15 protein-coding genes, 2 tRNA genes and 1 pseudogene are annotated in these 23,057 nt (G+C 44.1%); 8 read left to right on the forward strand and 10 right to left on the reverse strand.

The features are described 5' to 3' along the window. Positions 1 to 1,120, forward strand: a pseudogene (locus V7K76_RS00005) (ribosome assembly protein 4); the annotation flags it as partial. Positions 1,121 to 1,455: 335 nt separating this feature from the next. Beyond that, positions 1,456 to 4,662 carry a glycoside hydrolase family 15 protein gene (locus tag V7K76_RS00010; RefSeq protein ID WP_335029625.1) on the forward strand — a complete coding sequence of 1,069 codons (3,207 nt, stop codon included), beginning with the start codon at positions 1,456 to 1,458 and terminating at the stop codon, positions 4,660 to 4,662. A gap of 48 nt (positions 4,663 to 4,710) precedes the next feature. Here V7K76_RS00010 and V7K76_RS00015 read toward each other — a convergent pair whose 3' ends face one another. Further along, the gene (locus V7K76_RS00015; RefSeq protein WP_334777572.1) at positions 4,711 to 5,025 is read right to left on the reverse strand and encodes a YkvA family protein; all 315 of its coding nucleotides are present in this window, start codon (positions 5,023 to 5,025) and stop codon (positions 4,711 to 4,713) included. Between the two features lie 218 nt (positions 5,026 to 5,243). Continuing rightward, positions 5,244 to 5,317 (reverse strand) — tRNA-Pro (locus V7K76_RS00020). 137 nt (positions 5,318 to 5,454) lie between these two features. Here V7K76_RS00020 and lipA point away from each other — a divergent pair. Together lipA and V7K76_RS00030 are read left to right on the forward strand one after the other, a co-directional pair. Then, on the forward strand, positions 5,455 to 6,339 hold the full coding sequence (gene lipA / locus V7K76_RS00025) for a lipoyl synthase (RefSeq protein ID WP_334952908.1): 885 nt from the start codon (positions 5,455 to 5,457) through the stop codon (positions 6,337 to 6,339). Positions 6,340 to 6,363: 24 nt separating this feature from the next. After that, positions 6,364 to 7,299 carry an NAD(P)H-dependent glycerol-3-phosphate dehydrogenase gene (locus tag V7K76_RS00030; RefSeq protein ID WP_334952928.1) on the forward strand — a complete coding sequence of 312 codons (936 nt, stop codon included), beginning with the start codon at positions 6,364 to 6,366 and terminating at the stop codon, positions 7,297 to 7,299. A gap of 441 nt (positions 7,300 to 7,740) precedes the next feature. Here V7K76_RS00030 and opcA read toward each other — a convergent pair whose 3' ends face one another. The 4 genes from opcA to fbp form a co-directional block, all read right to left on the reverse strand. Further along, a complete protein-coding gene (gene opcA, locus V7K76_RS00035; protein ID WP_334777574.1) occupies positions 7,741 to 9,117 on the reverse strand; it encodes a glucose-6-phosphate dehydrogenase assembly protein OpcA in 1,377 nt (458 codons plus the stop codon). Between the two features lie 170 nt (positions 9,118 to 9,287). Next, positions 9,288 to 10,817: a glucose-6-phosphate dehydrogenase gene (zwf, locus tag V7K76_RS00040; RefSeq protein ID WP_334777575.1), complete on the reverse strand. Its 1,530-nt coding sequence runs from the start codon at positions 10,815 to 10,817 to the stop codon at positions 9,288 to 9,290. A 141-nt stretch (positions 10,818 to 10,958) separates the two neighbouring features. After that, on the reverse strand, positions 10,959 to 12,104 hold the full coding sequence (tal, locus tag V7K76_RS00045) for a transaldolase (RefSeq protein ID WP_334777576.1): 1,146 nt from the start codon (positions 12,102 to 12,104) through the stop codon (positions 10,959 to 10,961). A 465-nt stretch (positions 12,105 to 12,569) separates the two neighbouring features. Next, the gene (gene fbp / locus V7K76_RS00050) at positions 12,570 to 13,619 is read right to left on the reverse strand and encodes a class 1 fructose-bisphosphatase (RefSeq protein ID WP_334777577.1); all 1,050 of its coding nucleotides are present in this window, start codon (positions 13,617 to 13,619) and stop codon (positions 12,570 to 12,572) included. Between the two features lie 571 nt (positions 13,620 to 14,190). Between fbp and V7K76_RS00055 the strand changes: the two genes are divergently transcribed. The 3 genes from V7K76_RS00055 (at position 14,191) to V7K76_RS00065 (ending at position 16,907) form a co-directional block, all read left to right on the forward strand. Further along, positions 14,191 to 14,262: transfer RNA gene (locus V7K76_RS00055), tRNA-Val, on the forward strand. A 692-nt stretch (positions 14,263 to 14,954) separates the two neighbouring features. Further along, on the forward strand, positions 14,955 to 15,734 hold the full coding sequence (locus V7K76_RS00060; RefSeq protein WP_334777578.1) for a class II aldolase/adducin family protein: 780 nt from the start codon (positions 14,955 to 14,957) through the stop codon (positions 15,732 to 15,734). A gap of 69 nt (positions 15,735 to 15,803) precedes the next feature. Beyond that, positions 15,804 to 16,907: an LLM class flavin-dependent oxidoreductase gene (locus V7K76_RS00065; RefSeq protein WP_335029626.1), complete on the forward strand. Its 1,104-nt coding sequence runs from the start codon at positions 15,804 to 15,806 to the stop codon at positions 16,905 to 16,907. Positions 16,908 to 17,484: 577 nt separating this feature from the next. On the opposite strand, the gene V7K76_RS00070 is transcribed toward V7K76_RS00065, so the two are convergent. Beyond that, positions 17,485 to 19,125 (reverse strand): metallophosphoesterase, encoded by a 1,641-nt coding sequence (locus V7K76_RS00070; RefSeq protein WP_335029628.1) that lies wholly within the window; start codon positions 19,123 to 19,125, stop codon positions 17,485 to 17,487. A 526-nt stretch (positions 19,126 to 19,651) separates the two neighbouring features. After that, the gene (gene ilvN / locus V7K76_RS00075) at positions 19,652 to 20,170 is read right to left on the reverse strand and encodes an acetolactate synthase small subunit (protein WP_196529110.1); all 519 of its coding nucleotides are present in this window, start codon (positions 20,168 to 20,170) and stop codon (positions 19,652 to 19,654) included. Positions 20,171 to 20,441: 271 nt separating this feature from the next. On the opposite strand from ilvN, the gene V7K76_RS00080 reads away from it, so the two are divergent. Next, a complete protein-coding gene (locus tag V7K76_RS00080) occupies positions 20,442 to 20,807 on the forward strand; it encodes a phospholipid-binding protein (protein ID WP_334777581.1) in 366 nt (121 codons plus the stop codon). A 44-nt stretch (positions 20,808 to 20,851) separates the two neighbouring features. On the opposite strand, the gene V7K76_RS00085 is transcribed toward V7K76_RS00080, so the two are convergent. Then, a complete protein-coding gene (locus V7K76_RS00085; RefSeq protein ID WP_334952902.1) occupies positions 20,852 to 21,805 on the reverse strand; it encodes an alpha/beta fold hydrolase in 954 nt (317 codons plus the stop codon). A gap of 113 nt (positions 21,806 to 21,918) precedes the next feature. Then, a complete protein-coding gene (gene bioU, locus V7K76_RS00090; protein WP_334952900.1) occupies positions 21,919 to 22,941 on the reverse strand; it encodes a (S)-8-amino-7-oxononanoate synthase BioU in 1,023 nt (340 codons plus the stop codon). Positions 22,942 to 23,057 lie beyond the last annotated feature (116 nt).

Raw genomic sequence — 23,057 nt, forward strand, 5'->3', positions numbered from 1 at the left:
ATTCAGCCCCGATGGCAAGACACTGGCTTCTGGCAGTGATGACAACACGATCAAACTCTGGGATGTCAGCACAGGCAAAGCCATCAAAACCCTGACTGGGCATAGCAGTTGGGTCAGGAGCGTCGGATTCAGCCCCGATGGCAAGACACTGGCTTCTGGCAGTGATGACAACACGATCAAACTCTGGGATGTCAGCACAGGCAAAGCCATCAAAACCCTGACTGGGCATAGCAGTTGGGTCATTAGCGTCGGATTCAGCCCCGATGGCAAGACACTGGCTTCTGGCAGTGATGACAAGACGATCAAACTCTGGGATGTCAGCACAGGCAAAGCCATCAAAACCCTGACTGGGCATAGCAGTACGGTCTATAGCGTTGGATTCAGCCCCGATGGCAAGACACTGGCTTCTGGCAGTGGTGACAAGACTGTGATTTTATGGGACTTGGATTTCGATAATTTATTACTCAGTGGTTGCAACTTGCTGAATAATTACTTCATTGGACATCCAGAAGTTTTAGAAGAGTTGCGATCTTGTCAAACTCCATTTCGCTTGGTGCTGGGGGCGACAACGTTAGTCATCCAAGGTGAGGAGTTAGCGCGAAATGATGATATTAATGGCGCTGTTGAAAAGTTTAGCAAGGCGCAGCAGTGGGATAATAAATTAAAGTTTGATTCCCAGGCGAAAGCGAAAGAGTTTGTCAACAAAGGTAAGGCTGAACGCTTAGTTGATGAAGGATACAGCCGCTTACAAGAGAAAAAGTTTAAGGAAGCGATCGCAGCTTATACCGCAGCCCTCAAGTTTGATCCAAAAGTCGAAATTCCTGCTGATTCTTGGAATAGACTATGCAGGGGCGGGAGTCTGCAAAAACAAGCCGCCGATGTTTTACCAGCCTGTGAAAAAGCCGTTGCACTTGCACCTGAAGATGGCAATAATCGTGATAGTCGTGGCTTGGCTAGGGCGCTGACAGGCGACACCCAAGGGGCAATTACTGACTTTGAGGCATACATCGCCCAGACTCAGGATAAAGATAGTAAAGCACAACGGCAGCGCTGGGTGAAAGATTTACAAGCGGGGAAGAATCCCTTTACAGAAGCAGAGCTTAAAAAGCTACAGAATTAGACGGTTTCTAACCCAATACGCTTGGGTTAAGGCTTAACTCTTTCTCAAAGCCAATTTTTTAACGAACCGCATTCGCGTTAGCGTCTCCCCTTGGAAGAAGGACGCAAAGAACGCAAAGGAAGAGAAGGAAGAAATGTTTAATTGAACTGTATTGTACTATAAACCGGAATCACTAAAATTAAGTACCCAGAAACCGATTAACACGAGATAATAATAAACTCACACCACCCTTAGCTGTTGTCCCATCAACCATTACAGAACTTATTCTGGCTTGGTTTAGGTAATTCACTTGACAGTCACAGGGTAAAATTTTGCAAGTTGTTCTGAACCAAACCATGAAAACATCCACCAAATTGCTAACTCGCCTAGACTATTACTACCAGCAAATCAAAACGATTATTCTGACTCGGCAAAATCCCATTACTGGTTTGCTACCCGCGAGTACAGCGATTACAGCCCACGGCGATTATACTGATGCCTGGGTGCGAGACAATGTTTACAGCATTTTGGCAGTTTGGGGTTTAGGACTTGCATACCGCAAGATTGACGACGATGAAGGACGCACTTATGAACTAGAACACAGTGTCATCAAACTGATGCGCGGGTTGCTATTTGCGATGATGCGACAGGCTCATAAAGTAGAGACATTTAAACATACTCAGTCGCTACTAGATGGACTGCACGCCAAATATAATACCGCCACTGGTGACATTGTTGTTGGTGATGACGAATGGGGACATTTGCAACTTGATGCCACATCGATATTTTTACTGATGTTGGGGCAAATGACGGCTGCGGGATTGCAAATAATTTATACCATTGATGAAGTGAATTTCGTCCAAAATTTGGTTTACTACATTGGACGAGCTTACCGTACACCAGATTACGGCATTTGGGAACGTGGTAATAAAATTAATCGTGGTAGTGCTGAGTTAAACGCCAGTTCCGTAGGTATGGCAAAAGCCGCTTTAGAAGCTATCAACGGACTGGATTTGTTTGGTGTGCGTGGTAGTCAAGCATCGGTGATTCACGTCCTACCAGATGAAATCGCCCGTGCCCGAATTACTTTAGAATCACTATTACCGAGAGAATCTGGTTCCAAAGAAATTGATGCGGCGCTGTTAAGTATTATTAGTTATCCTGCCTTTGCAGTGGAAGATTTAGAGTTACGCGATCGCACTTTAAACGATATTATCAATAAACTTGCAGGTAAATACGGCTGCAAACGCTTTCTGCGTGATGGACACCAAACCGTTTTAGAAGATCATCAGCGCTTGCACTACGAACCTTTAGAACTTAAGCAATTTGAGCATATCGAATGCGAATGGCCGTTATTTTTCACTTATTTAGTTCTAGATGGATTATTTCGCGGCGAACAAGAACAAGTTAAAAAATACCAAAGTCTTTTAGAATCATTATTTATAGAACAAGATGGTTTGCGTTTATTGCCAGAACTTTATTATGTTCCTGCCGAAAATATCGAGGCAGAAAAGTTAGCACCCCAAACCCAACCACGTTTACCTAATGAAAATATTCCCTTGGTGTGGGCACAGAGTTTATATTTTCTCAGTGAAATGTTGAGTGAAGGGTTACTAGCTGTTGGTGATATCGATCCTTTAGGAAGACATTTGTGTGTTGGTAAACAGCGCGATTCATTGGTACAAATTGCTTTATTAGCAGAAGATGAAGATTTACAGAAGAAATTAGAAGTTCACGGAATTGAAGCACAAACACCTACCCAAGTAGAACCGATTCAAGTGAGAAAAGCTGGAGAATTTTCAGCTATTTATACCCAAATTGGACGTAACGACAAACTTGGTTTAACTGGGCGGCCAGTGCGGCGGCTGCGGAGTTTAACAACATCTAGAATTTTTCGGATTAGTGGTGAAACAATTGTCTTTTTACCTTCATTTTCCGACTCTCAAGAGTTTTATTTAACCCTTGATTACCATTTTCTGCTGGATCAAATTAGAAGTGAACTAGCTTACATTCAAAAATATTGGGGCGATTTAGGACGCCCTACCTTGACTTTCATGTTGACACATACCATGTTAGAAGTCGGTTCGGAAGCATTACTAGAATTGATGCAAGAACTGAAAGATGGTGTTTGTAACGGCGTGCGAGTGAAATTAGGGCGACTAAATCAGCTAATGCTAACAGCTGGAATCCAAAGAATTGATTTTCTCCCTAATGCAGAATTTTTGCGATCGCCAGTGAAAAATGCTAGCCCACGCTGCTATTATTTAGCGTATCATCCTGAGAAAAACTGGCGCTTAGGACATAGCCAAGAATTTCAAATGGAGTGTGAAACCAACTTTGGGTTATTACTTTCTCGTTTGCGTTCATCAGAGAATATCTACGAGCAAATTGAGTTATTGCAAACTTTAACACGCTTGCAAGGAATGGAATTTGATACGGGGTACGGTGAACCAGGATATCCCGTGACCGTAGGCGATTTACTCGATGAAGTTTACACCAAAGCTGGAGATTTAGGTATTTGGGCGGTAGTGCGTCGGGCTGCGGGATTACGCCAAATGGTTGATATCAGCCTATCAGATGCAGTCACGAGTATTTTGGTGCGAGGTAAGCAAATTGCTGTGGGTAGAGCTTACAGTGAGGCGTCCCTAATTACCGTACCGATGTCACCTGATGAAATTGCCGATAAAATTAATCATTTTTGTCGTGAAGATATACGCGATCGCGTCCTCACTCAAGAGATTTTAATCTATCTTGGCATCTTAATTCGCTCAGAATCCGAACTATTTCAGGGACTACTAACCCTGAGAGTCGGCTATCTTATCTTATTGATTACCAGCGAACTAGCACGAGAATTATACGTCACTCAAGATGAAGCTTATGACTATTTAATGCAACTTTCACCCTTTGATGTGAAAACGCGCTTGCGTCAAGTATTAACTGGATATACTGGCATGAGTAACCTGTTACGCCAGCAAGAATCACTGCATGTCAAACAAAAAGAAAGTGATATTGCTTGGGTAGTGTTACCAGCAATAGCCGAAGGAATAGAAATCCCGCCGGGCGGTTGGCGGCGGTTTCGCCAAGCCGAGGGTGCGACGGGGCGCGTACCAAAAGAATTTTTTAAAGAAGTTTGGCTATTAATGCAGCATTGCAAAGGTTTAGTAATTGGCGATAAACTAGAGCGCCGCAATCGTTTAGATAGTGAGATAATGTTGTCAGAAATGACAGCCGGAGAAAGAAATTTTGCCCTGTTAGTTGAGCATTTGCTGAATAAAATCGAAGCTCCAGAATATCGCCAAGTTAATATTGAAGCATTAGTAGAATTAGCTGCGATCGCAGCCAATAATCCCAACCTGCAAATCGAAGGATATATTGTGTTGGATGTGTTAATTGGCCATGCAGTGCGATTGGCATGGTTAGAAAATCATAGTCAACGCAGCGATCGCTATGATGAAGATAAGGGGAGTGCGTGGCGATCGTTTTACAATACTTCTCCTAGAGATTGCACTGGTTATATTTTGAAGGCATTTAGGTTCTTGACGGAATTTGTGAAAGATTTTTAAAAAAAATATCCCCCACCTCAGATTCCAAAAGCAGGGGTTTTATTAAAACTACTTAACCGAAACAGCATCAACATCAATAGTGCTTCCACTAGAGGTAGAACCCTCAGTACTATTAGCTACTTCAGTCCCCACCTCACCCTTACGAGTTTTCCAGCCCTCAATGACTAGCCCAGATACCTCAGAAACTAGCAAAGTCAAAAGGAAAACATCATCAATTTGTCCCACAACCGGTATAAAATCTGGGAGAACATCAAATGGGCTAACTAAATAGACTAATGTTCCTAAAATTACCCACCAACGGTACTTGGGGTTACGAAGCACATCGCGGTACCAAGTGTAAAGTGATTGGATTGAAAATTTCATATTTTGAACCTCCAGTTATCTTTAATTTTGACAAACTATCCCAAAAACTTCCGGTGTGAATAACCGCCCTAGTTAGTCTGGAAGACGCTACTAGTAATCTGTCAACAAATACAAACAAGTAGGCAATCGGGAATATTTATAACTATGTTCATTTAGAGGACAAATCCTTTGCCTCTTTATCTACTTTCACAAATAATTAGTTATTCGACATCTACCAATCGGGATGACTGGATTCGAACCAGCGGCCCCTTCGTCCCGAACGAAGTGCGCTACCAAGCTGCGCCACATCCCGCCAAAAAAATGGCATTGTAAATATAAGAATATCACAAACTGTGCCAAATATCAGAATTACATCTATATGCGATCGCTTCACCAAAGACTTTGCTTGCTAGGATTAAATTTGTATAACTCTAGTGGTAAAAGCGGATTGTGACTGTAAAACCAGACTGGTTGCGGGTGAAAGCACCTGGGCGTGAGCGCATCGGTAACGTTAAAGAAATTTTGCGGGATTTAGCCCTCAATACAGTTTGCGAGGAAGCGTCCTGTCCGAATATTGGTGAATGCTTCAACGCTGGGACTGCCACGTTTTTAATTATGGGCCCGGCTTGTACACGCGCTTGTCCCTACTGCGATATTGATTTTGAGAAAAAACCCAAACCACTAGATCCCACCGAACCTACACGACTAGCCCAAGCTGTTCGCCGCCTGAACCTTAATCATGTGGTAATTACTTCTGTAAACCGAGATGACTTGCTTGATGGTGGTGCATCTCAGTTTGTGGCATGTATTGATGCAGTTAACTCTGTTTCACCCAACACCACAATTGAGGTGCTAATTCCTGACTTATGCGGTAATTGGAATGCTCTGGAGATAATTCTACAAGCTGCGCCAGAGGTATTAAACCACAATACCGAAACTGTTCCACGCCTGTATCGTCGGGTGCGTCCCCAAGGAAACTACGATCGCACATTAGAATTATTGCAGCGCACTCGCCAACTTTCTCCTAGTGCCTACACTAAATCTGGCATTATGGTTGGACTCGGTGAAACTGATGCCGAAATTCGCCAAGTCATGCAAGACTTACGATCTGTGGATTGCGATATTTTAACCATTGGGCAATATCTCCAACCCAGTCAAAAACACTTGCAAGTAAACGAATTTGTCAATCCAGAACAATTTGCTGCTTGGAAGGCATTCGGCGAAGAAATCGGATTTTTACAAGTTGTTTCTTCACCATTGACAAGAAGCTCATATCATGCAGAGCAAGTTAGAGAATTGATGGAACGTTACCCACGCTCAAAAGTTAGGAGTTAGGAATTAGGAGTTATGAGTGAGCAGATGTACTCCAACACAAAACTTTCCGTTGCAATTCTGGGTGCAGGTGCTTGGGGTGCATCTCTCGCAAATCTCGCTGCTGCAAATGGTCATCAGGTGCGCGTGTGGTCGCGTCAAGGTTCCCAAACTCTGGAAGCAGTTTTAACAAATGCCCAAATAATCCTATCCGCTATCTCAATGATTGGCGTGAGAGATGTTGCTTCCCAAGTCCAATCTTTCCCCCTTTCTCCAGAGACAATTTTTGTGACGGCGACAAAAGGCTTAGATCCCCAAACCACTTGTACACCGTCACAAATTTGGCAACAAATATTCCCTAACCATGCAGTGGTTGTTTTGTCTGGGCCTAATTTATCAAAAGAAATTCAAATGAAATTACCCGCAGCCACGGTGGTAGCCAGTAATATTCCCACGGCGGCGGAAGTAGTGCAGTTAGTATTTTCTTCTCATCGTTTTCGGGTATATACCAATCCCGACCCCTTGGGAGTGGAACTGGGGGGAACACTGAAAAATGTGATTGCGATCGCAGCTGGTGTGTGCGATGGTTTACAACTGGGAACCAATGCCAAAGCTGCTTTAGTCACCCGTGGACTTACCGAAATGGTTCGCATCGGCAACAACTGGGGTGCAAAGACAGAAACATTTTATGGTTTATCGGGTCTAGGAGATTTATTAGCAACGTGCAATAGTCCCTTAAGTCGCAATTACCAAGTCGGCTATCAGCTAGCTGGTGGTAAGTCACTTACAGAAACTCTTGCAAATTTACAAGGAACTGCTGAAGGAGTAAACACTTGCCGAGTTTTGATGCAGCGAGCCAAGCAACAAAACATCGCAGTCCCAATTACTGAGCAAGTTCATCGGTTACTTCAAGGTGAAATCACACCCGAACAAGCACTTGATGAGTTGATGTTGCGAGATATCAAGCCAGAGTACAACTATTAGAATACCGATTCAATAATCAAAAACAATACGCTTGATATCACAATACAGTTCAGTTAAGCTGTTTTTCTCTCTGCGATCTTTGTGCCTCTGCGGTTTAAAAGTAATTTATTTAACCACAGAGACGCAGAGAACACAGAGTTAAGAGATTAAAGAGGAATTTTTTGAGCAAAATTTTTACTCACCTTGAAAGGGCTAGTCCTACAGTATTCCTTTTATCACTCCTGTGAAATAGAAAAACCCTCCAGATGATGGAAATATCCAAAAATCTGAAGGGTTGATGTCAATACGGTTCAGTCAAGGGTTATTGGTGTAGATAACTGGTCTAGAGAAGACGCGATAAATCGCCGTTTCTACAAGGGTTTTGTTGCTCTATCTGAACTGTATTGGGGTTGGTGTTTGATTTCCCGCAATTTGGGTAACTTTTATGCTTTCCAGGCGAAACTAGCTATTTGTTGCCAACTTGAAAATATTGGCTGTAATTCCCAGACTTTCTTCAAAAAGTGACTCGCGACCCCAACGTTGTACCTGTTGACTCAGCAATGCTTCCGCCTTTTGTTCTGAAAGTGAAGTCACCTGTTGAAACAGACCGGCAGATTGGGCACCACCGTGGGTTTCCATCCGCATACAGCCACCAGTTTCCGAGCAAATTACTGTACCACAGTCTGCCTTCGGATTGGTCGAACTGAGGCGCAAAGCAATCAAGTCGCCAGCAATCTCGCCGACATCAGCCAGAGGAACACCCGCTAATTCTGCTTCTACTTGCCGTTGGTCTTGGGCAATAAAGTGAATGCGAGTGATGTCGTAATCTCCGATTTCCTTTTGATAAGAAACTGGCTGCCATGCTAGACGACTTGCCAGCCAACCCAAAAACAGCAATGCTTGTGCGGGGTTGCCTTTTTCGTAATCAATAGTTACTCGGTCAACTTCCCGAAGGGCAGCCCGACGGTTGGGTGAGTCATAGGCTTCAGCTGTCAATTCCTGCCAAGCTGAGAGGCGACGCCAGTTGAGGTCAGCGAGAGGAACTCCACTATCCACCAATTCTTGCAGGCGGATTAAATCACTTTCTGGCTCGTTAAAGCGGCAAGAATCCACAATTACATTATTACAAACTGCTGCTAGCCGCTTGAATAGAGCGTTGTTGGGGACTGGTGTTGCTTTCCACCAAAGAAACTTTGGTAAGCCGCCAATCAACAATGCTGGAAGCATACCACCGATGCGTTCCAAGGCAGCAGCAGTACCACTAAGAGTTATGTATTCGCAGCAGATTAGTGTACTTGACGATTGCTTTTGAATTGGACAATAGGCAGAAACTTGAGCCTTCACCCCTTCATCTTCGCCAGCAATGGGAAATAGGGCAATAATCCGGCAAGGGTTGCGGAGGGCGATTTCATCGGCAATTCTGGGGCTTGGGGCATTTAAGCTGGGGAGTTCAATAGAACCATTATCCCCCGCAGCCCCGTTTCCTTGACGTTTGATGAATTCTTCTCTCAAGATAGCCAAGGTTTCAGGTGTTGCTGTTCCTGTATCTGGCAGTGCATATTTTTTCTGCACTTGCCGCAAAGCAGCTTCCATTTGAGGCCCTAAAATCCCGTCAAGCGGACCGTTGTAAAATCCCAAAGTAGCCAAAAGATACTGGGTTTCTTCAGGTTCGTAAACCACTAAGGTAAATGTCGTGGCCCGAGTAGCAGCAGGATGCCCACCGTTATCGCCAGTGATGCCGTAACTTTGCCAAATTTGATGAAGTTCCGCGTCTAATTCGTCAAGCGAAATATCTTTTGGCGCTTGAAGTGAATAAATTGTCGAAGCTTGGGGAGCCATAGGAGGTTTTGGATTTTGGATTTTGGATTTTGGATTTTGGATTTTGGATTTTGGATTTTGGATTAAGAACTAGTAATTTGGTAATTAGTAATAGTTTTTCATATTCCCTATTATCTATTCCCGATTTCGCCGTCCCCAATCTAAAATCTAAAATCTAAAATCTAAAATTGTTAGAGTCTGCGCCAGCGACGGCCATCTTGGTTAATTAAGAATTCTGCTTCTGCTGGTTCCCAGGTTCCGGCTTCATACTGGGGAATAGTATTGGCATCGGCAGGTGCATCCCAAACGGAGAGGGCTGGCGTTACTACCTGCCAAGCTGCTTCTACTTCATCCGCGCGGGTGAACAATGTTTGATCGCCCATCATACAATCAAGGAATAAGCGATCGTAGGCATCAGATGTAGCTTGGATGCCAAAGGAACCATAACTAAAGTCCATGTCAACGGAACGGGTGCGGAATTCTGCCCCCGGCATTTTCACATCAAAACGCAGGGAAATACCTTCATTCGGCTGAATCCGCATCGTCAAAATGTTGGCGTTTGTCTGTTGGGCCGCAGATTGGAACATCCGAGACGGAACTTCGCGGAAGTGAATGGAAATCTCACTGACTTTTTTCGGCATCCGCTTGCCGGTACGCAAGTAGAAAGGCACACCTTTCCAGCGCCAGTTGTCTACCAAAAACTTCATCGCTACATAAGTGGGTGTGGTGGAGTTGGGATCAACACCTGGTTCTACCCGATACCCTGGCACTGCTTGACCCTTCATCCAGCCAGCACTGTACTGACCGCGTACTGCTGACCGCGACAGATTGTGAACATCAGCTAAACGAGTAGCTTGGAGTACCTTCACTTTTTCTGTGCGGATGCTGTCGGCATCCATTGCGTTAGGTGCTTCCATCGCCGTTAGACAGTAAAGTTGCATGAGGTGATTTTGCAACATATCCCGTAGTGCGCCGGCGCTTTCATAGTAACCAGCCCGGTCTTCCACTCCCACGGTTTCTGCTACGGTAATTTGCACGTGGTCAACAAATTGACGATTCCACAACGGCTCAAAAATCGCATTGGCAAAGCGAAACACCAGCAAATTCTGGACTGTTTCTTTACCCAAGTAGTGGTCAATGCGGTATACTTGGTTTTCTTTACAATATTTCTGTACCACTTGGTTAAGACTTTGGGCAGATGCTAAGTCTCGACCAAAGGGTTTTTCAACTACTAGACGATGTTTGTAGGGATCTTCTAGCATTCCGGCGGTTCCTAGCTGCTTAATAGCTTCAGGAAAGAATGAGGGGGCAACTGAGAGGTAGAACATGCGATTACCTCGCGTGCCCCGTTTTTCGTCTAATTCACTCAATAAGTTTTTTAGTTTCTGGTAGCCTTCGGGGTTGTCTATATCCCCAGGGCTGTAGAACAAACCTTGAGAGAAATCTTGCCAGAGTTCTCCTAAATCGACATCAGAATGGGCTTCTTCCATGCCCTTTTGCATTTGTTCGCGGAAGTACTCGTGGCTCCATTCTCGACGCGCCACACCGACAATGGTGGTTTCTGGGGGAATACGCCGTTCTCGCCGCAATTTGTAAAGTGCTGGCACTAGTTTGCGCCAGGTGAGATCGCCAGAAGCGCCAAAGATAACTATAATCTGGGGTTCGGGCATCCCTTGTTGTTGCAGACCAACGCGCAAGGGATTTTCTAGCAGACTAACCATAGGAATTTTGGATTTTGGATTTTGGATTTTGGATTGGGGATGGGGCATTGGAAACGATTTTGGATTTTGGATTTTGGATTTTAGATTGGAGTCCAATCCAAAATCGCAAATCTAAAATCCAAAATTCCCAGTCACTAGCCCCTACACTGGTGACAATACCTTGATCTTTTCTTCTAAAGAGTTCATCAAGGACTGGAAGGGCTGGATAAACTTGTCAATACCTTCGACTAACAGTTCATCCATTACGTTATCGAGATCGATGTTGATGTCGGGATCTTTGAGGTTTTCGATCAGTGTGTAAGCTTTGTCCACATCTGTTTCTAAGCTCTTGCTTACGTTACAATGATCGGCACAAGCTTTAATGGTCGCTGGTGGTACGGTGTTAACGGTGTCTCGACCAATCAACTCTTCGATATACATCACGTCTCTGTAGTTGGGGTCTTTGGTGCTGGTACTAGCCCAAAGTAGCCGTTGTACTTTGGCTCCTTTTGCTGCCAATGCTTGCCAACGCTCGCTTCTAATGATTTTCTTGTATTCCTGATACGCAATCTTAGCGTTAGCGATCGCAACTTTCCCTTTGACAGCTTTTAGCTTTGCTTCCACGGTAATATCATCAACGCCTTTTTTCAACTTAGCATCAATCTTGGCGTCAATGTTGCTATCGATCCGGCTGAGGAAGAAACTGGCAACTGAAGCAATTCTACTGATGTCTTTACCTTCAGCCAGCCGTTTTTCTAAGCCCTGAATATATGCCCAAGCTGTGTTTACATAGCTTTCTACAGAAAACAGTAGCGTAATATTGACATTTATCCCATCAGCTATTACCTGTTCCACTGCTGGCAAACCAGGTTCAGTACCGGGAATTTTAATCATCAAATTTTCCCGACCAATTTCTTGAAAATAGCGACGGGCTGCGGCTATGGTTGCTTCAGTATCATGGGCTATGGTTGGTGGTACTTCAATACTCACATAACCATCTAGTCTATTAGAGGCTTCATAAGCAGGGCGTAAAATATCACAGGCATTACGGATATCTGCAAAAACTAGGGATTCGTAAATTTTGTCTGTCGGTAAGCCAGCCCGAACTCCGGCTTCGATATCGGCATCATAAATAACGTTACCAGCGATCGCTTTTTCAAAGATAGCCGGGTTAGAAGTAATCCCAGAAACTCCTTGATTTTCAACCAGTTCTTTGAGTTCGCCTGATTGAATAATGTCACGGGTCAAATTATCCAGCCAGATACTTTGACCGTATTGCTTAATTTCTAGTAGATGATTGGTAGCCATAGCTAGTTTATTTGACTCCTGTATAGTGATGCTTCTAAGTAAAGTTGGCAAAACCCATCAAATATTGATGGTTACTTTTGAATTGTGACGTTGCCAAGTACTTATCGCATCGGCCAGCTGAGATAATCCTGAATTTATCTTCAAAAAGCGCTATTTTGCATTCCCAATCCTAAATCACCATGATTAACGTTTAATTAATGGCAGATGATAGACGCATCCTTGATACTTTTGTTACCGTCTTCTACTGCTATATGGCAAAAATAACTATTGAGTTGAAAAAATTTCAGAAGTGTAATTTACAACCTTTTTTTCTCCTATCTCTGTCTTGAAAGTGCTGTTAGCGATAGCGGGGCGTTTAGCCCGTGTTGTACATGGATAGCGGGGCGTGTAGTTAGTACTAAGTAAAAATACTAGTCCCCAGTACCCAGTCCCCAGTCCCTTTCTCATCGGTACTGCCTTCTCACACTAATGTCCGTTTTGAATAAAAGACTCCACCTTTGCTACATCCTCTTTGCTACCAATAATTAAAGGCGTGCGCTGATGTAGTTTTTTCGGCACTACATCCAAGATATCCATTAGTCCGGTGGTAGCACGACCGCCTGCTTGCTCAATCAAAAATGCCAGAGGAGCGGTTTCATAAAGCAAGCGCAACTTTCCTTCTGGATTTTGAATTGTACCGGGGTAGAGAAATACGCCGCCTTGAACCAAAATTCTATGGATGTCGCTCACCATTGCGCCGCTATAACGAGCGCTGTAACCTTCTGTACGATGAACGTAGCGGATGTATTCTCGAATCGATTCTTCCCACTGCCAGAAGTTACCTTCGTTGACGCTGTAAACAGAACCGTGCTTAGGAATACGGATATTTTCTTCTGTGAGAATAAACTCTCCTAAGCTGGGATCAAGGACAAAGGAATGAACGCCTTTACCTATAGTATAAACCAGCATTGTGCAAGGGCCATACAGGATATATCCAGCAGCGAGCTGCTTACGTCCATTGGTGAGCAGGTCAGTTGCCTTACCATCGCTATCAGTTCCTTCTTGTTGGCGAATGGCAAAAATGGAACCTAAACTGAGATTATTATCAGTATTGGATGAGCCATCAATTGGATCGTAGAGCAGCGTATAGCGTCCAATGGGGCAATTTTCGGGGATGTAATAGGGATTTTCCATTTCCTCAGAAGCCAGGCGACAGACTAAGCCGCTTTGCTTAAACACTGAGATAAATACATCATTGGCATAGACATCCATCTTTTTGACGGATTCGCCTTGGACATTAACTTCCCCAGTAAATCCGAGAACGCCTTCCATTAAACCAGCACGACTCATACGACGAGCAACCAGTTTGCCAGCCAGGGCAATGCGATTCATCAGCGCACTTAAATCCTGTGCATCTGGCGAAAAACTCTGAAGTTGCTGGAGGACGTGACGAGATAAGGTTGTACAATCACGATCTAGAGCTTTGTCTGTAGAGTCGTAAGTAGATAAGTCTAAAGATTCTGGCGTTTTAGCCATTGTTTATGTTCTCCGCAGCCACTAGCTGTTAGTTGGGTGTTAGTCGTGTGTGGCAACTTATAGTTGCTGCTTCTATCTTAGAAAGGTAATTTGCTAACTTAGATGCGACTTTAGATAAACTAAAGAAATGAATCTTCAGTGACCCCACGCCCAGAGCAAAGATACGTAGTACAGCACGGCGGAAATAAACAAACTTTTTACAACCCCTTCGGGGCGGGAGTAGGGAGTAGGGAATAGGGGAAGAAATTAGCCCTCGATTTAGGTTTAAAGCCGTACTTCGTCCCGCTGCGTTTTCGCCCGCAAGTGGCGCGAACGCGAACAGCGTCTCGTCAGAGAAAAAATCCTTGTATCGCATATTGGTTGAAACCCCGCTTTTCGGAAAAGCCTGCTTAGTTTCCCTACTCCCCACTCCCTACTCCCCACTCCCTACTCCCTACTCCCTTTCATTCAGCACTCAGCACTGTTTCGGTGATTTACGTGAAGAATGCAGGAGGCACGAGATTTTCGTCCCTTCTCATTTAAAAAAGTGAGAGTGCTAATGTGAGTAAGTTATGATATAATTAGAAGCCTTGGGCGATTAGCACAGGGGTAGCGCACATCCTTCACACGGATGGGGTCACTGGTTCAAATCCAGTATCGCCCACTTAAGTAATATCAAGAGTTTCAGCTAATTAACTTTCAAATTGACTAGAAAAATCTCGTTTTTTCTCCCTGCACCTGTGTAGCGAAACTCCTTTAAAACCTCGTTTCTAGCCTCCGGCGGGAAATGCTGTTCTTGGCGGCAGAGCCGCCAGCAAAAGAGGCAGAGCCTCTAGGACGGCATTCCCAGTCGGAGACTGGGAACGAGGCAACCTACCATTATTTACTAGAGTGAATGTATAAACGAGAGCTTTTCGGTAATAATATTGGGATGCTGTAGCTAAAAATGGAGCTTGTTTATTTAAATCAACTGTGGTAAATTCATTTAGACTTAAACTACTGTAAATCGGTCGAGTTGCAGTAGTTAATTTGAGAGTATAACTACTCTAGTTAAGAAATTTGTTGTCGCTAGGTAGTTTAAAAGCTGACATCAGGTAATTAGTAACGTATTTACGGTTATTGTCAAAATTTTATTTGTAGCATTGTCTACTGGACATGATTTAACAATACGTATTTGCAGCGATAAAAACTGCGTAGGCGCAGCCCGTCGTAGACATCGCCACTGAGCAATAACCATAAGTCCTTTATTGTCTCGCTAGTTTTATGGTGAAGCATCTATAAACAAACCTTGACGCTTTCACCAGCAACGAGGCAGTACCCTGCATCTAGCCAATCCATACGTAGGAGTTGAAAATTATGGTGCAAACTTCTCTCGTCCGCCCCAGTAATCCCTTCCAACCACCGACCTTCGTTTCTATTGAATCGGAGCGTCGTCATCGCCAAGAACGTTTGGCAGCAGCTTTTCGGGTATTTGCGCGTTTGGGTTTTGCTCAAGGATTGGCAGGACATATTACTGCTCGCGATCCTGAACTTACCGATCACTTTTGGGTAAATCCCTTTGGGATACATTTTAGTCGCATTCGCGTATCAGACTTAATACTAGTAAATAGTGATGGTCAAGTAGTCCAAGGTGAAGGCAAAGTTAGTCAAGCAGCATTTGCCATTCACTCTCAAATCCACGAAGCCCGCCCCGACGTTATTGCTGCGGCTCATGCCCATTCCTTCTATGGCAAAACTTGGTCATCTTTGGGTCGGTTGCTCGACCCGATTACCCAAGATTCCTGCGCTTTTTATCAAGATCATGCTCTATTTGATGACTTTACAGGCATTGTCTTGGAAACAAGTGAAGGAAAACGCATTGCTCAAGCACTAGGCAAGAATAAAGCTGCGATTTTACGCAACCACGGCATATTGACCGTGGGACACAGTGTAGATGAAGCCGCTTGGTGGTACATCAGGTTAGAGGATACTGCTAAGGCACAGTTGCTAGCAGAAGCCGTAGGAAAACCTATCCTGATTGACCATGACATCGCCTTAAATATCCAACAACGTGGCGGTACTCACCAAGCAGGCTGGGGTGGATTCCAGTATTTGTGGGATGAAATTACCCAGGATCAGCCAGACTTGTTTGATTAGGTATTGGGGACTGGGGACTGGGGACTAGGAATAACCAAGTCCCCAATAACATTTTTAGGAGAATTAATTATGCCAGTTGAATTTATTGGATTGATTCGGACAAAGCCAGCTTCGGAATTAAATAGTACACCAGGTAGTTTGGGCGATGACATCATTGATCCAGCTTATGTTCGTGAATTTGCGAAAGCCCATGAAGAAGGAGGCTTTGATAAAGTACTGATTGGCTATAGTTCTAGTAGCCCTGATGGTTTGACTGTTGCTAGTTTCGCAGCTTCGGCAACCGAGCGATTGGGCTTTTTGATTGCTCATCGTCCGGGTTTTGTAGCACCAACTCTGGCAGCTCGCAAGGCAGCTACCCTTGACCATTTTACCAATGGTCGAATCGCAATACATATTATTACTGGTGGCAGTGATGCTGACCAGCAAAAAGATGGTGACTGGCTAGATCATGATAGCCGCTACCGCCGCACTGATGAATATTTAGAAATTGTTCGTCGCATCTGGACAAGCGACACTCCTTTTGATTATGAAGGTGAATTTTATCGCATTAAAGATGCTTTCTCGGCGATCAAACCACTGCAACAGCCCCATATCCCTCTTTACTTTGGTGGTGCATCTGGGCCAGCCGTACAGGTAGGAGCCAAACACAGTAATGTCTACGCCTTGTGGGGTGAGCCAATTGCCGCAGTTAAAGAACGAATCGCAGAGGTTCGTGCTGCCTTACCACCTGGTCGTTCGATTCGCTTTAGCGTCTCCCTGCGACCGATTCTTGGTGCTACAGAACAAGAGGCTTGGGAGAAGGCACATAAAATTTTAGCGCGAATTCAAGAGTTGCGCGGAGGGGCGAAAGTAGCTGCCCCAGCTAGACCCCAGGCGGTAGGGTCACAACGCCTACTGGATTTTGCAGCCAAAAATGAGGTTTACGATAAGCGTCTCTGGACACCGATCGCAGCGGCTACTGGTGCAGCAGGTAACACTACAGCCCTAGTAGGTACACCAGAACAAGTAGCAGAGGCTTTGGTTGATTATTACGATGCAGGTGTGACTACCTTGTTGATTCGCGGCTTTGATCCCCTAGAGGATGCGATCGCTTATGGGCGTGATGTCATTCCTTTAGTACGTGCAGAAGTCGCACGGCGAGAACGGCAAACAGCTGGAGTTGGGAGTAGATAAGGTTCAATTAATGTGATTTCTAACGAACTTTTCCTAATTTTGAACTAAAGTTCAATTCTGTCCCTCTCTGATTCAGAGAGGGACTGTTTTACTTAGTAAAATCTCTTATGAATAAGAATTAGATAACATACAATTTATACATCTGATTTATCTCACCCTCAATCCCTCTCCTTATAAAGGCTACCGTTTCAGAAGGCAGAAGGCAGAAGGGAACCCACGTTTAAAAACGTGGGATTGAAGTAAGGACGCCTTGTGTCTCGTGCTACGCATCTCGACACAAATCTTTTTATACTAGTGGGCTTTAGACCCACAACTAAAGTTTTTATTAGTACTTCTTTCCTTCTGCCTTCTGCCCTCTGCCCTCTGCCTTTCTTTGTAAGTAAGTCGGTGCTAATATTTCCAGCTATGTTAAGGAATTTTAATGTAGGGTGTGTTATCACCAAGCGCCGCACCGTCAACAATCCCAGGTGCGTTAGCCTACGGTATAACACACCCTACAGCTAATTTATATTTCTTCATATACATTGAATTTTTCTCACCGACTTACTTACACACAATTCCTTAATGGTCTTTTGATTCAGTTCAATTTAAATTCATCAAACTTCAATACTTCTGAATCAGGTTTGCGAGTATCAAAACGATAACTACTTATCGTACCTGTCCCCGTATCAAAGATACTGAAAACCGTAATATCATTACTTGCAATATAAGGCATCGGCTTTCCATCTTCGCCTAACAAAGGGGCAATTGTTGGCACTATCGGTTCTAATCCATTGGGATCGCCAACCTTGACATAATCCTCTTGATATCCAATTGGTACTTCTCGTTTTCTGTCACCCCAGGCAGCGCCGTAAGTATTACCCACATTAGATGTTTCTAGAAAGTGCATTCCACTTTGACTAACAAAGCGATTCCACAAATGGGAATGCCCATAAAATACTAATTGCACATTAGCGGCTTCAAGTATTGGGACAATATCACGAATAATATAATCTGCGTCTTTGGGATATTCGTAACGGACTGCTTTGATATTATTACCATCCCGTTCAATTATTTGTACTGGTTCTGTATAAGCAGGAACTATATTATCGCCTAATGTGTGGGGTGGATGATGGAACATCACAACTTTGTATTTTGCTTGTTTAAACTCCGCGCTCTTAATTTCTGTCTCCAGCCAATTGTACTGTTTGCTGCCTTTAGCAACTGGCTCATAAATTAGTTGTCCATAGCCCCAATTTTCAGGATTATTTAAGTCCTTTTCAGCTTCTTGATATCTACCCCTACGCTTTCCATCTAAGTTGGGAGTCCGCCACATATTCGTAATGTAGAGTACCACTAAACGTACATCACCAAAGCTGACTGCATAATACTTTTTTCCACCCTCTTTACTTTTTGGTAAAGAGAAAATCTCTTCGTAGGTATTAGTATTAAAAGAATTATCTATTAAAGATTTATCCTGGTAGATTTTTTGAGCAACAACACGGGGAATTGTATCATCAAATTCACCATCTAAACTTCCTGTCCTGGCAAAGCGCCCCATCACTTCATGATTGCCAATGCAAGTAAACATGGGTGCGTGTTGAATTATTTGTCCACCAACATAGGTTGTCTTAACACCATTGTGAGTCATGTCATAAGTAGCACGACCTTGTAAACCGGGAAATAATGCACCACCACTACTATCATCAAACCATTCTGAGGCGCGATCGCTGACATTAACCAAATCACCAGCAAACCACACCCCATCAACTCTGCCAACTGTTTCTACCACCTTTTGCAGATTTGCAGAGGTCATGGGCTTTAATTGATGATCTGAAGTGAGTAAAATTTTGAGTGGCGTATCGGGTTTGGGTGTAGCTGTAAGGGTAAAAACATCACTGTTAACACTCTCGCCATCTTCTCGCACACTTGTAACGCGATAGTTTACCCGTAAACCAGGAGTTAACCCAGTTACCTCAGCTTCATGTCGCCAAATGTCACGCTGAACGGGTTTTTGATCAATTTGGCCGTCTTTGGTTTGGTTGGCAACTCTTGACTTTTGGTCTTCGCGCGTGCGACTGAGTTTGGTAATATTTGCCTTAGCAGTTTGTTTGAGATTTTCTCCATAGAAGACTGTGTGATTAACACCAGCAAACTCAGTAAACCAGACTACTCGCACTGAGTTTTCAGTTGGCAGTTGCAAAAATGGATCGGTGAGCAGTTGGGGTGCTGATGTCATAATTGTTTGCCCAAATGAACGCACACTTATCAGAGTAAAGCATATAACAAGCACAAGCATAACCACTGAGGATATTTTACGGCTGCTTTTGCGTCTGAGCATGAGTAACGTACCAAATTTTGTCGGGTGTTAACTTACTGAACACAGTTTTATTATTAGCTTTAATGTCACACGAATTGTAAAACCTCCTGCCTCCTTCAATTTTTTGGTAGTCTTTAAGGCAATACGCTTGGGTTAAGGGTTATTGGTCTTTGAAGACGCGATAAATCGCGTCTCTACATCAGGGTTTTGGGCTTATCTAAGGGAACTCCAAGAAATAAATTATCCAATATTGTGGGGTGGGCAACATGAGCGCCCAGTCTATAAGGGCGGGCAAGATGCCCACCCCACAAGAGTTAATTGAATATTTTTTTATTTGGAAGTCCTTAAGCATAAAGTCATAGTAACAACTGCTACTATGACTTCTGCTGTGTTTAATTTATGCGCTTGCTGTTGAGTATTTCTGAGCCTTGATTTAAATTCCCAACTAAACCTTTGCTTCCAAAGATTTGAGTAACTCGGTATTGACGCCGGACTCACGAGTTAGGGCAATTTTGCCGGTGCGGGCGATTTCTTTCAAACCAAATTTTTGCAACACTTGCACGATCGCTACCATTTTACCTGGATCTCCCACAACTTCTAAGGTGAGAGAATCTTCTGCCACATCCACGACTCGCGCCCGGAAAATTTGAGACAGTTCGATTACTTCTGAGCGATTGCTGGTACTAGCATTCACCTTCAAAAGCATCAATTCCCGCTCAACACAAGGAGTTTCGGTAATATCCTGGACTTTCAAGACATTGACTAATTTGTACAGTTGCTTGGTGAGTTGCTCGATAATGCGATCGTCACCAGGGATAACCATTGTAATTCGAGAGACTCCTCCTTGTTCAGCAGGGCCAACAGCAAGGCTTTCAATATTAAAGCCGCGACGCGCAAATAAACCAGAAATGCGGGAAAGAACACCCGCCTCATCTTCTACGAGAACTGAAAGGGTATGTTTCATCTTCGCCAACAGAGGCTAGAGCAGGAATTGAGTAATGCAGACACTAGCAAAAGGCAATGCTAGACCTACTACCGCGCTAAAAATTTAGTGCGACCTCCTATTGTAAACTTAAGAGATGCACTCATTGCATTCTCAATCGAGAAATTGTCTAGAAATCATACTGCAAGCCAAAATTTCATTGAATGTATATCTTTTCATTGGCAGATGTGGCATTCTTGTAAGGCTTTTATACTCAGGGTTGATAAGCCTCTAACTAAGGAGAAAAGTTTTTATGGGTTGGTTACAAAGATTGTTTGGATTGGAAAAACCTGAAAATGCAGAAGTAAACCCGGCTCCACAGACTGTAGTGCAAGCTCCTAGTAGTGATGTTGCTACTGCTACGCAATCGATACCCCCAGAACGTCTAGGATTAAGCGGAGAATATGACCAAAGTGGTTTAGCAAAACGGGTAGCGTTGGCATTTGATGAAGACGATCAACTTGACGATGTTAATACCCTTTGGGTGGCTCAGACTGGTAGCACTGTAGTGTTGAAAGGTAAAGTCCCCAGTCAGGAAATTCTCAATAAAGTAATTTCCGTGGCACGTTCAGTGAATGGCACTACAGATGTTGACTCTAGTCAAACGACAATTGAGTAGGTACTGCCGATGCGATCGCACCCATTGCAGCATAACCATAACATTTAGGGAATAACCAACGGTTGGCGACGCCTGGGTTGGGCTTCGCCTACGCCAATCCATTTCTCAATCCAATCTAAAATCGCTTGGTTAACTAGTTCTGGACATTCATCATGGGGACAATGCCCGACATCCTCCAGATTCAGCACTTCCAATTTTTTGTTGTATTGGGCGAATTGGGTAGCTAGGGCTGGTGGAACAAATCGGTCTTTTTGTCCCCAAATTAAAAGCATGGGAATTGTTAAGGTTGGTAATACTGTCTTGACACTAGGACTAAAATTAATTCCAATCGCAGCTTTGAACAAAGCACTAAACGCCCTCGCAGAACCCCGGTCTTGGGGAGGCTCTGCTAAAATTTCAATGAGTTCATCAGTAATCGCCTCTGGATTAGCGTAGGCGATACTAGCCCAGCGACGCAGCACCCCAGGACGGCGCACGAAGTTAAATACAGGTTTAAGTATCAACGGTGAAGCAACAACATTTTTAATTGCTGTGACGAGTGGGCGCAGCACAGGAGGAATTGCTTCTTGTTCTAATGAAGGGTCGGGTAAACTCATCATCACCATACCCAGCACCATATCGGGGTGGGCGGCGGCGGCGGCCATCGAAATTAGTGAACCGTTGGAATTACCTATTAATATCGCTGGTTGACGGATAAATGTTTTCCAAAAATCGTAAACTTGCTCAACCCAGAATTCGATGCTGTAATTAGCTGCGGCTTTTTCAGAAGCGCCAAAACCCAACATATCAATGGCATAAACTGTATGATGTTCACCCAAAACCTCTAAATTATGTCGCCAATGACCAATGGAAGCGCCAAAGCCATGTAACAGAATTAGGGGTGTTGTATTGTGGTGATTTTGGCTAGGACGAATGTAAGTGTAGCGGGTTTGCCAGCCGCGCCAAATCCAATCCCTTTGATTACCAACTCGTTCCTGCCAGTGTACCGTAGTGGTCACACTTACCTCCGATTTATTAGCGCTGAAATTCTATTATAAGAATTGGGGATTGGGGATTGGGTATTGGGTATTCCTAGTCCCCAGTCCCCAGTCCCCAGTCCCCAGTCCCCTACTTACCTAACAAATTGCGGCATAATTTCGGCGGCGGTGAATATTCCATAGATGCCGCGTTGGTGCAATTGTCTACCAGCTTTGAGATAGCCGAAGGCAGGCCCACAGACATTTGCTGCCATGCTGGTTTCATCTCCCAGAGTAAAGGTATGGGTGGAAATCTTGCCTTCAAAGGTACGTCCTGTTACCTTCACATTAGTGCTGAGGGGCTTTTTGGGATTGCGGGTATCGACGACACCACCAACTGTAACGCGATCGCGTCCCACTATCCCCGCTACTTCTAGCATCACATCATCAGCGTGTTCCATATTTGTCAAGGTAAGCACGCCATTAGTTTTATCTAATAGTGCTTCTACTTCGGCGTCAGTCATCGCCCTCGCAGTTTCCACTGTGTAACCAGGCATGTGTCCGATATCTTCCCGAACAGTGGCGCGGTAAGCTTCCCAGTTTGCAATTCCTACCCCAAAGGTAATTTCAACTTGATGAATTTCGGCATAGCTTTGAGCGGCTAAAGCTGCTGCTGCTGTTAATAGTCCAGGTGTAGCACCACATCCTGTCATGTAGGTAATCCCGGCGGCTTGTAGTTCCTCTTTCATCGCGAGGAGTTGTTCTACAGCAGTGGTGCGTTTAATCGCATCTACTAGTACCCCACGCCAACCAGATTTGATAAATTCCTTGGCGACATTGGGAATAAAGTCATTAGGTAGGTTGGGTAAAGCCAAAAAATACCCATCTACAGGTTGAGCTATTTCGATTAAATCCTGAATACTTTGATTTGTTAATGTACCAATTGGCTCTAAATAACCCACCGAACCTTGGGCTTGATAGGTTGCAATGGATGCTTCAGTATTTAAACCTTCAGCTGCATAAGCGTAACCTTTTTGATCTGCTGCTGCGACTAAAATCATTTCTCGTTTGCCAGCAAGTACCTTGGCGGCCGCTTGTCCGAGTCCGCCGAAGCCCAGTACTCCCACACGTATCGCTGACGAAATATTTAGAGAATTTTTGATTTTTTCAGAATTCATAGTCAATTCGTTAAGTTGAATCAAAAGCCTTGAGTAATCGGCATCTCAGCTTCCGGCTTGTAACTGGTGGCTGATGGCTGATAAATCAAAGCTATAGAGATTAATTATGATTCATT

This window comes from Nostoc sp. (assembly GCF_036917975.1).
Lineage (GTDB): Bacteria > Cyanobacteriota > Cyanobacteriia > Cyanobacteriales > Nostocaceae > Nostoc.

Coding starts and splice junctions, on each gene's coding strand:
- V7K76_RS00010 (WP_335029625.1), top strand. CDS start 1,456: ATGAAAACATCCACCAAATTGCTAACTCGCCTAGACTATTACTACCAG.
- V7K76_RS00015 (WP_334777572.1), bottom strand. CDS start 5,025: ATGAAATTTTCAATCCAATCACTTTACACTTGGTACCGCGATGTGCTT.
- V7K76_RS00030 (WP_334952928.1), top strand. CDS start 6,364: ATGTACTCCAACACAAAACTTTCCGTTGCAATTCTGGGTGCAGGTGCT.
- opcA (WP_334777574.1), bottom strand. CDS start 9,117: ATGGCTCCCCAAGCTTCGACAATTTATTCACTTCAAGCGCCAAAAGAT.
- zwf (WP_334777575.1), bottom strand. CDS start 10,817: ATGGTTAGTCTGCTAGAAAATCCCTTGCGCGTTGGTCTGCAACAACAA.
- tal (WP_334777576.1), bottom strand. CDS start 12,104: ATGGCTACCAATCATCTACTAGAAATTAAGCAATACGGTCAAAGTATC.
- fbp (WP_334777577.1), bottom strand. CDS start 13,619: ATGGCTAAAACGCCAGAATCTTTAGACTTATCTACTTACGACTCTACA.
- V7K76_RS00060 (WP_334777578.1), top strand. CDS start 14,955: ATGGTGCAAACTTCTCTCGTCCGCCCCAGTAATCCCTTCCAACCACCG.
- V7K76_RS00065 (WP_335029626.1), top strand. CDS start 15,804: ATGCCAGTTGAATTTATTGGATTGATTCGGACAAAGCCAGCTTCGGAA.
- V7K76_RS00070 (WP_335029628.1), bottom strand. CDS start 19,125: ATGACATCAGCACCCCAACTGCTCACCGATCCATTTTTGCAACTGCCA.
- ilvN (WP_196529110.1), bottom strand. CDS start 20,170: ATGAAACATACCCTTTCAGTTCTCGTAGAAGATGAGGCGGGTGTTCTT.
- V7K76_RS00080 (WP_334777581.1), top strand. CDS start 20,442: ATGGGTTGGTTACAAAGATTGTTTGGATTGGAAAAACCTGAAAATGCA.
- bioU (WP_334952900.1), bottom strand. CDS start 22,941: ATGAATTCTGAAAAAATCAAAAATTCTCTAAATATTTCGTCAGCGATA.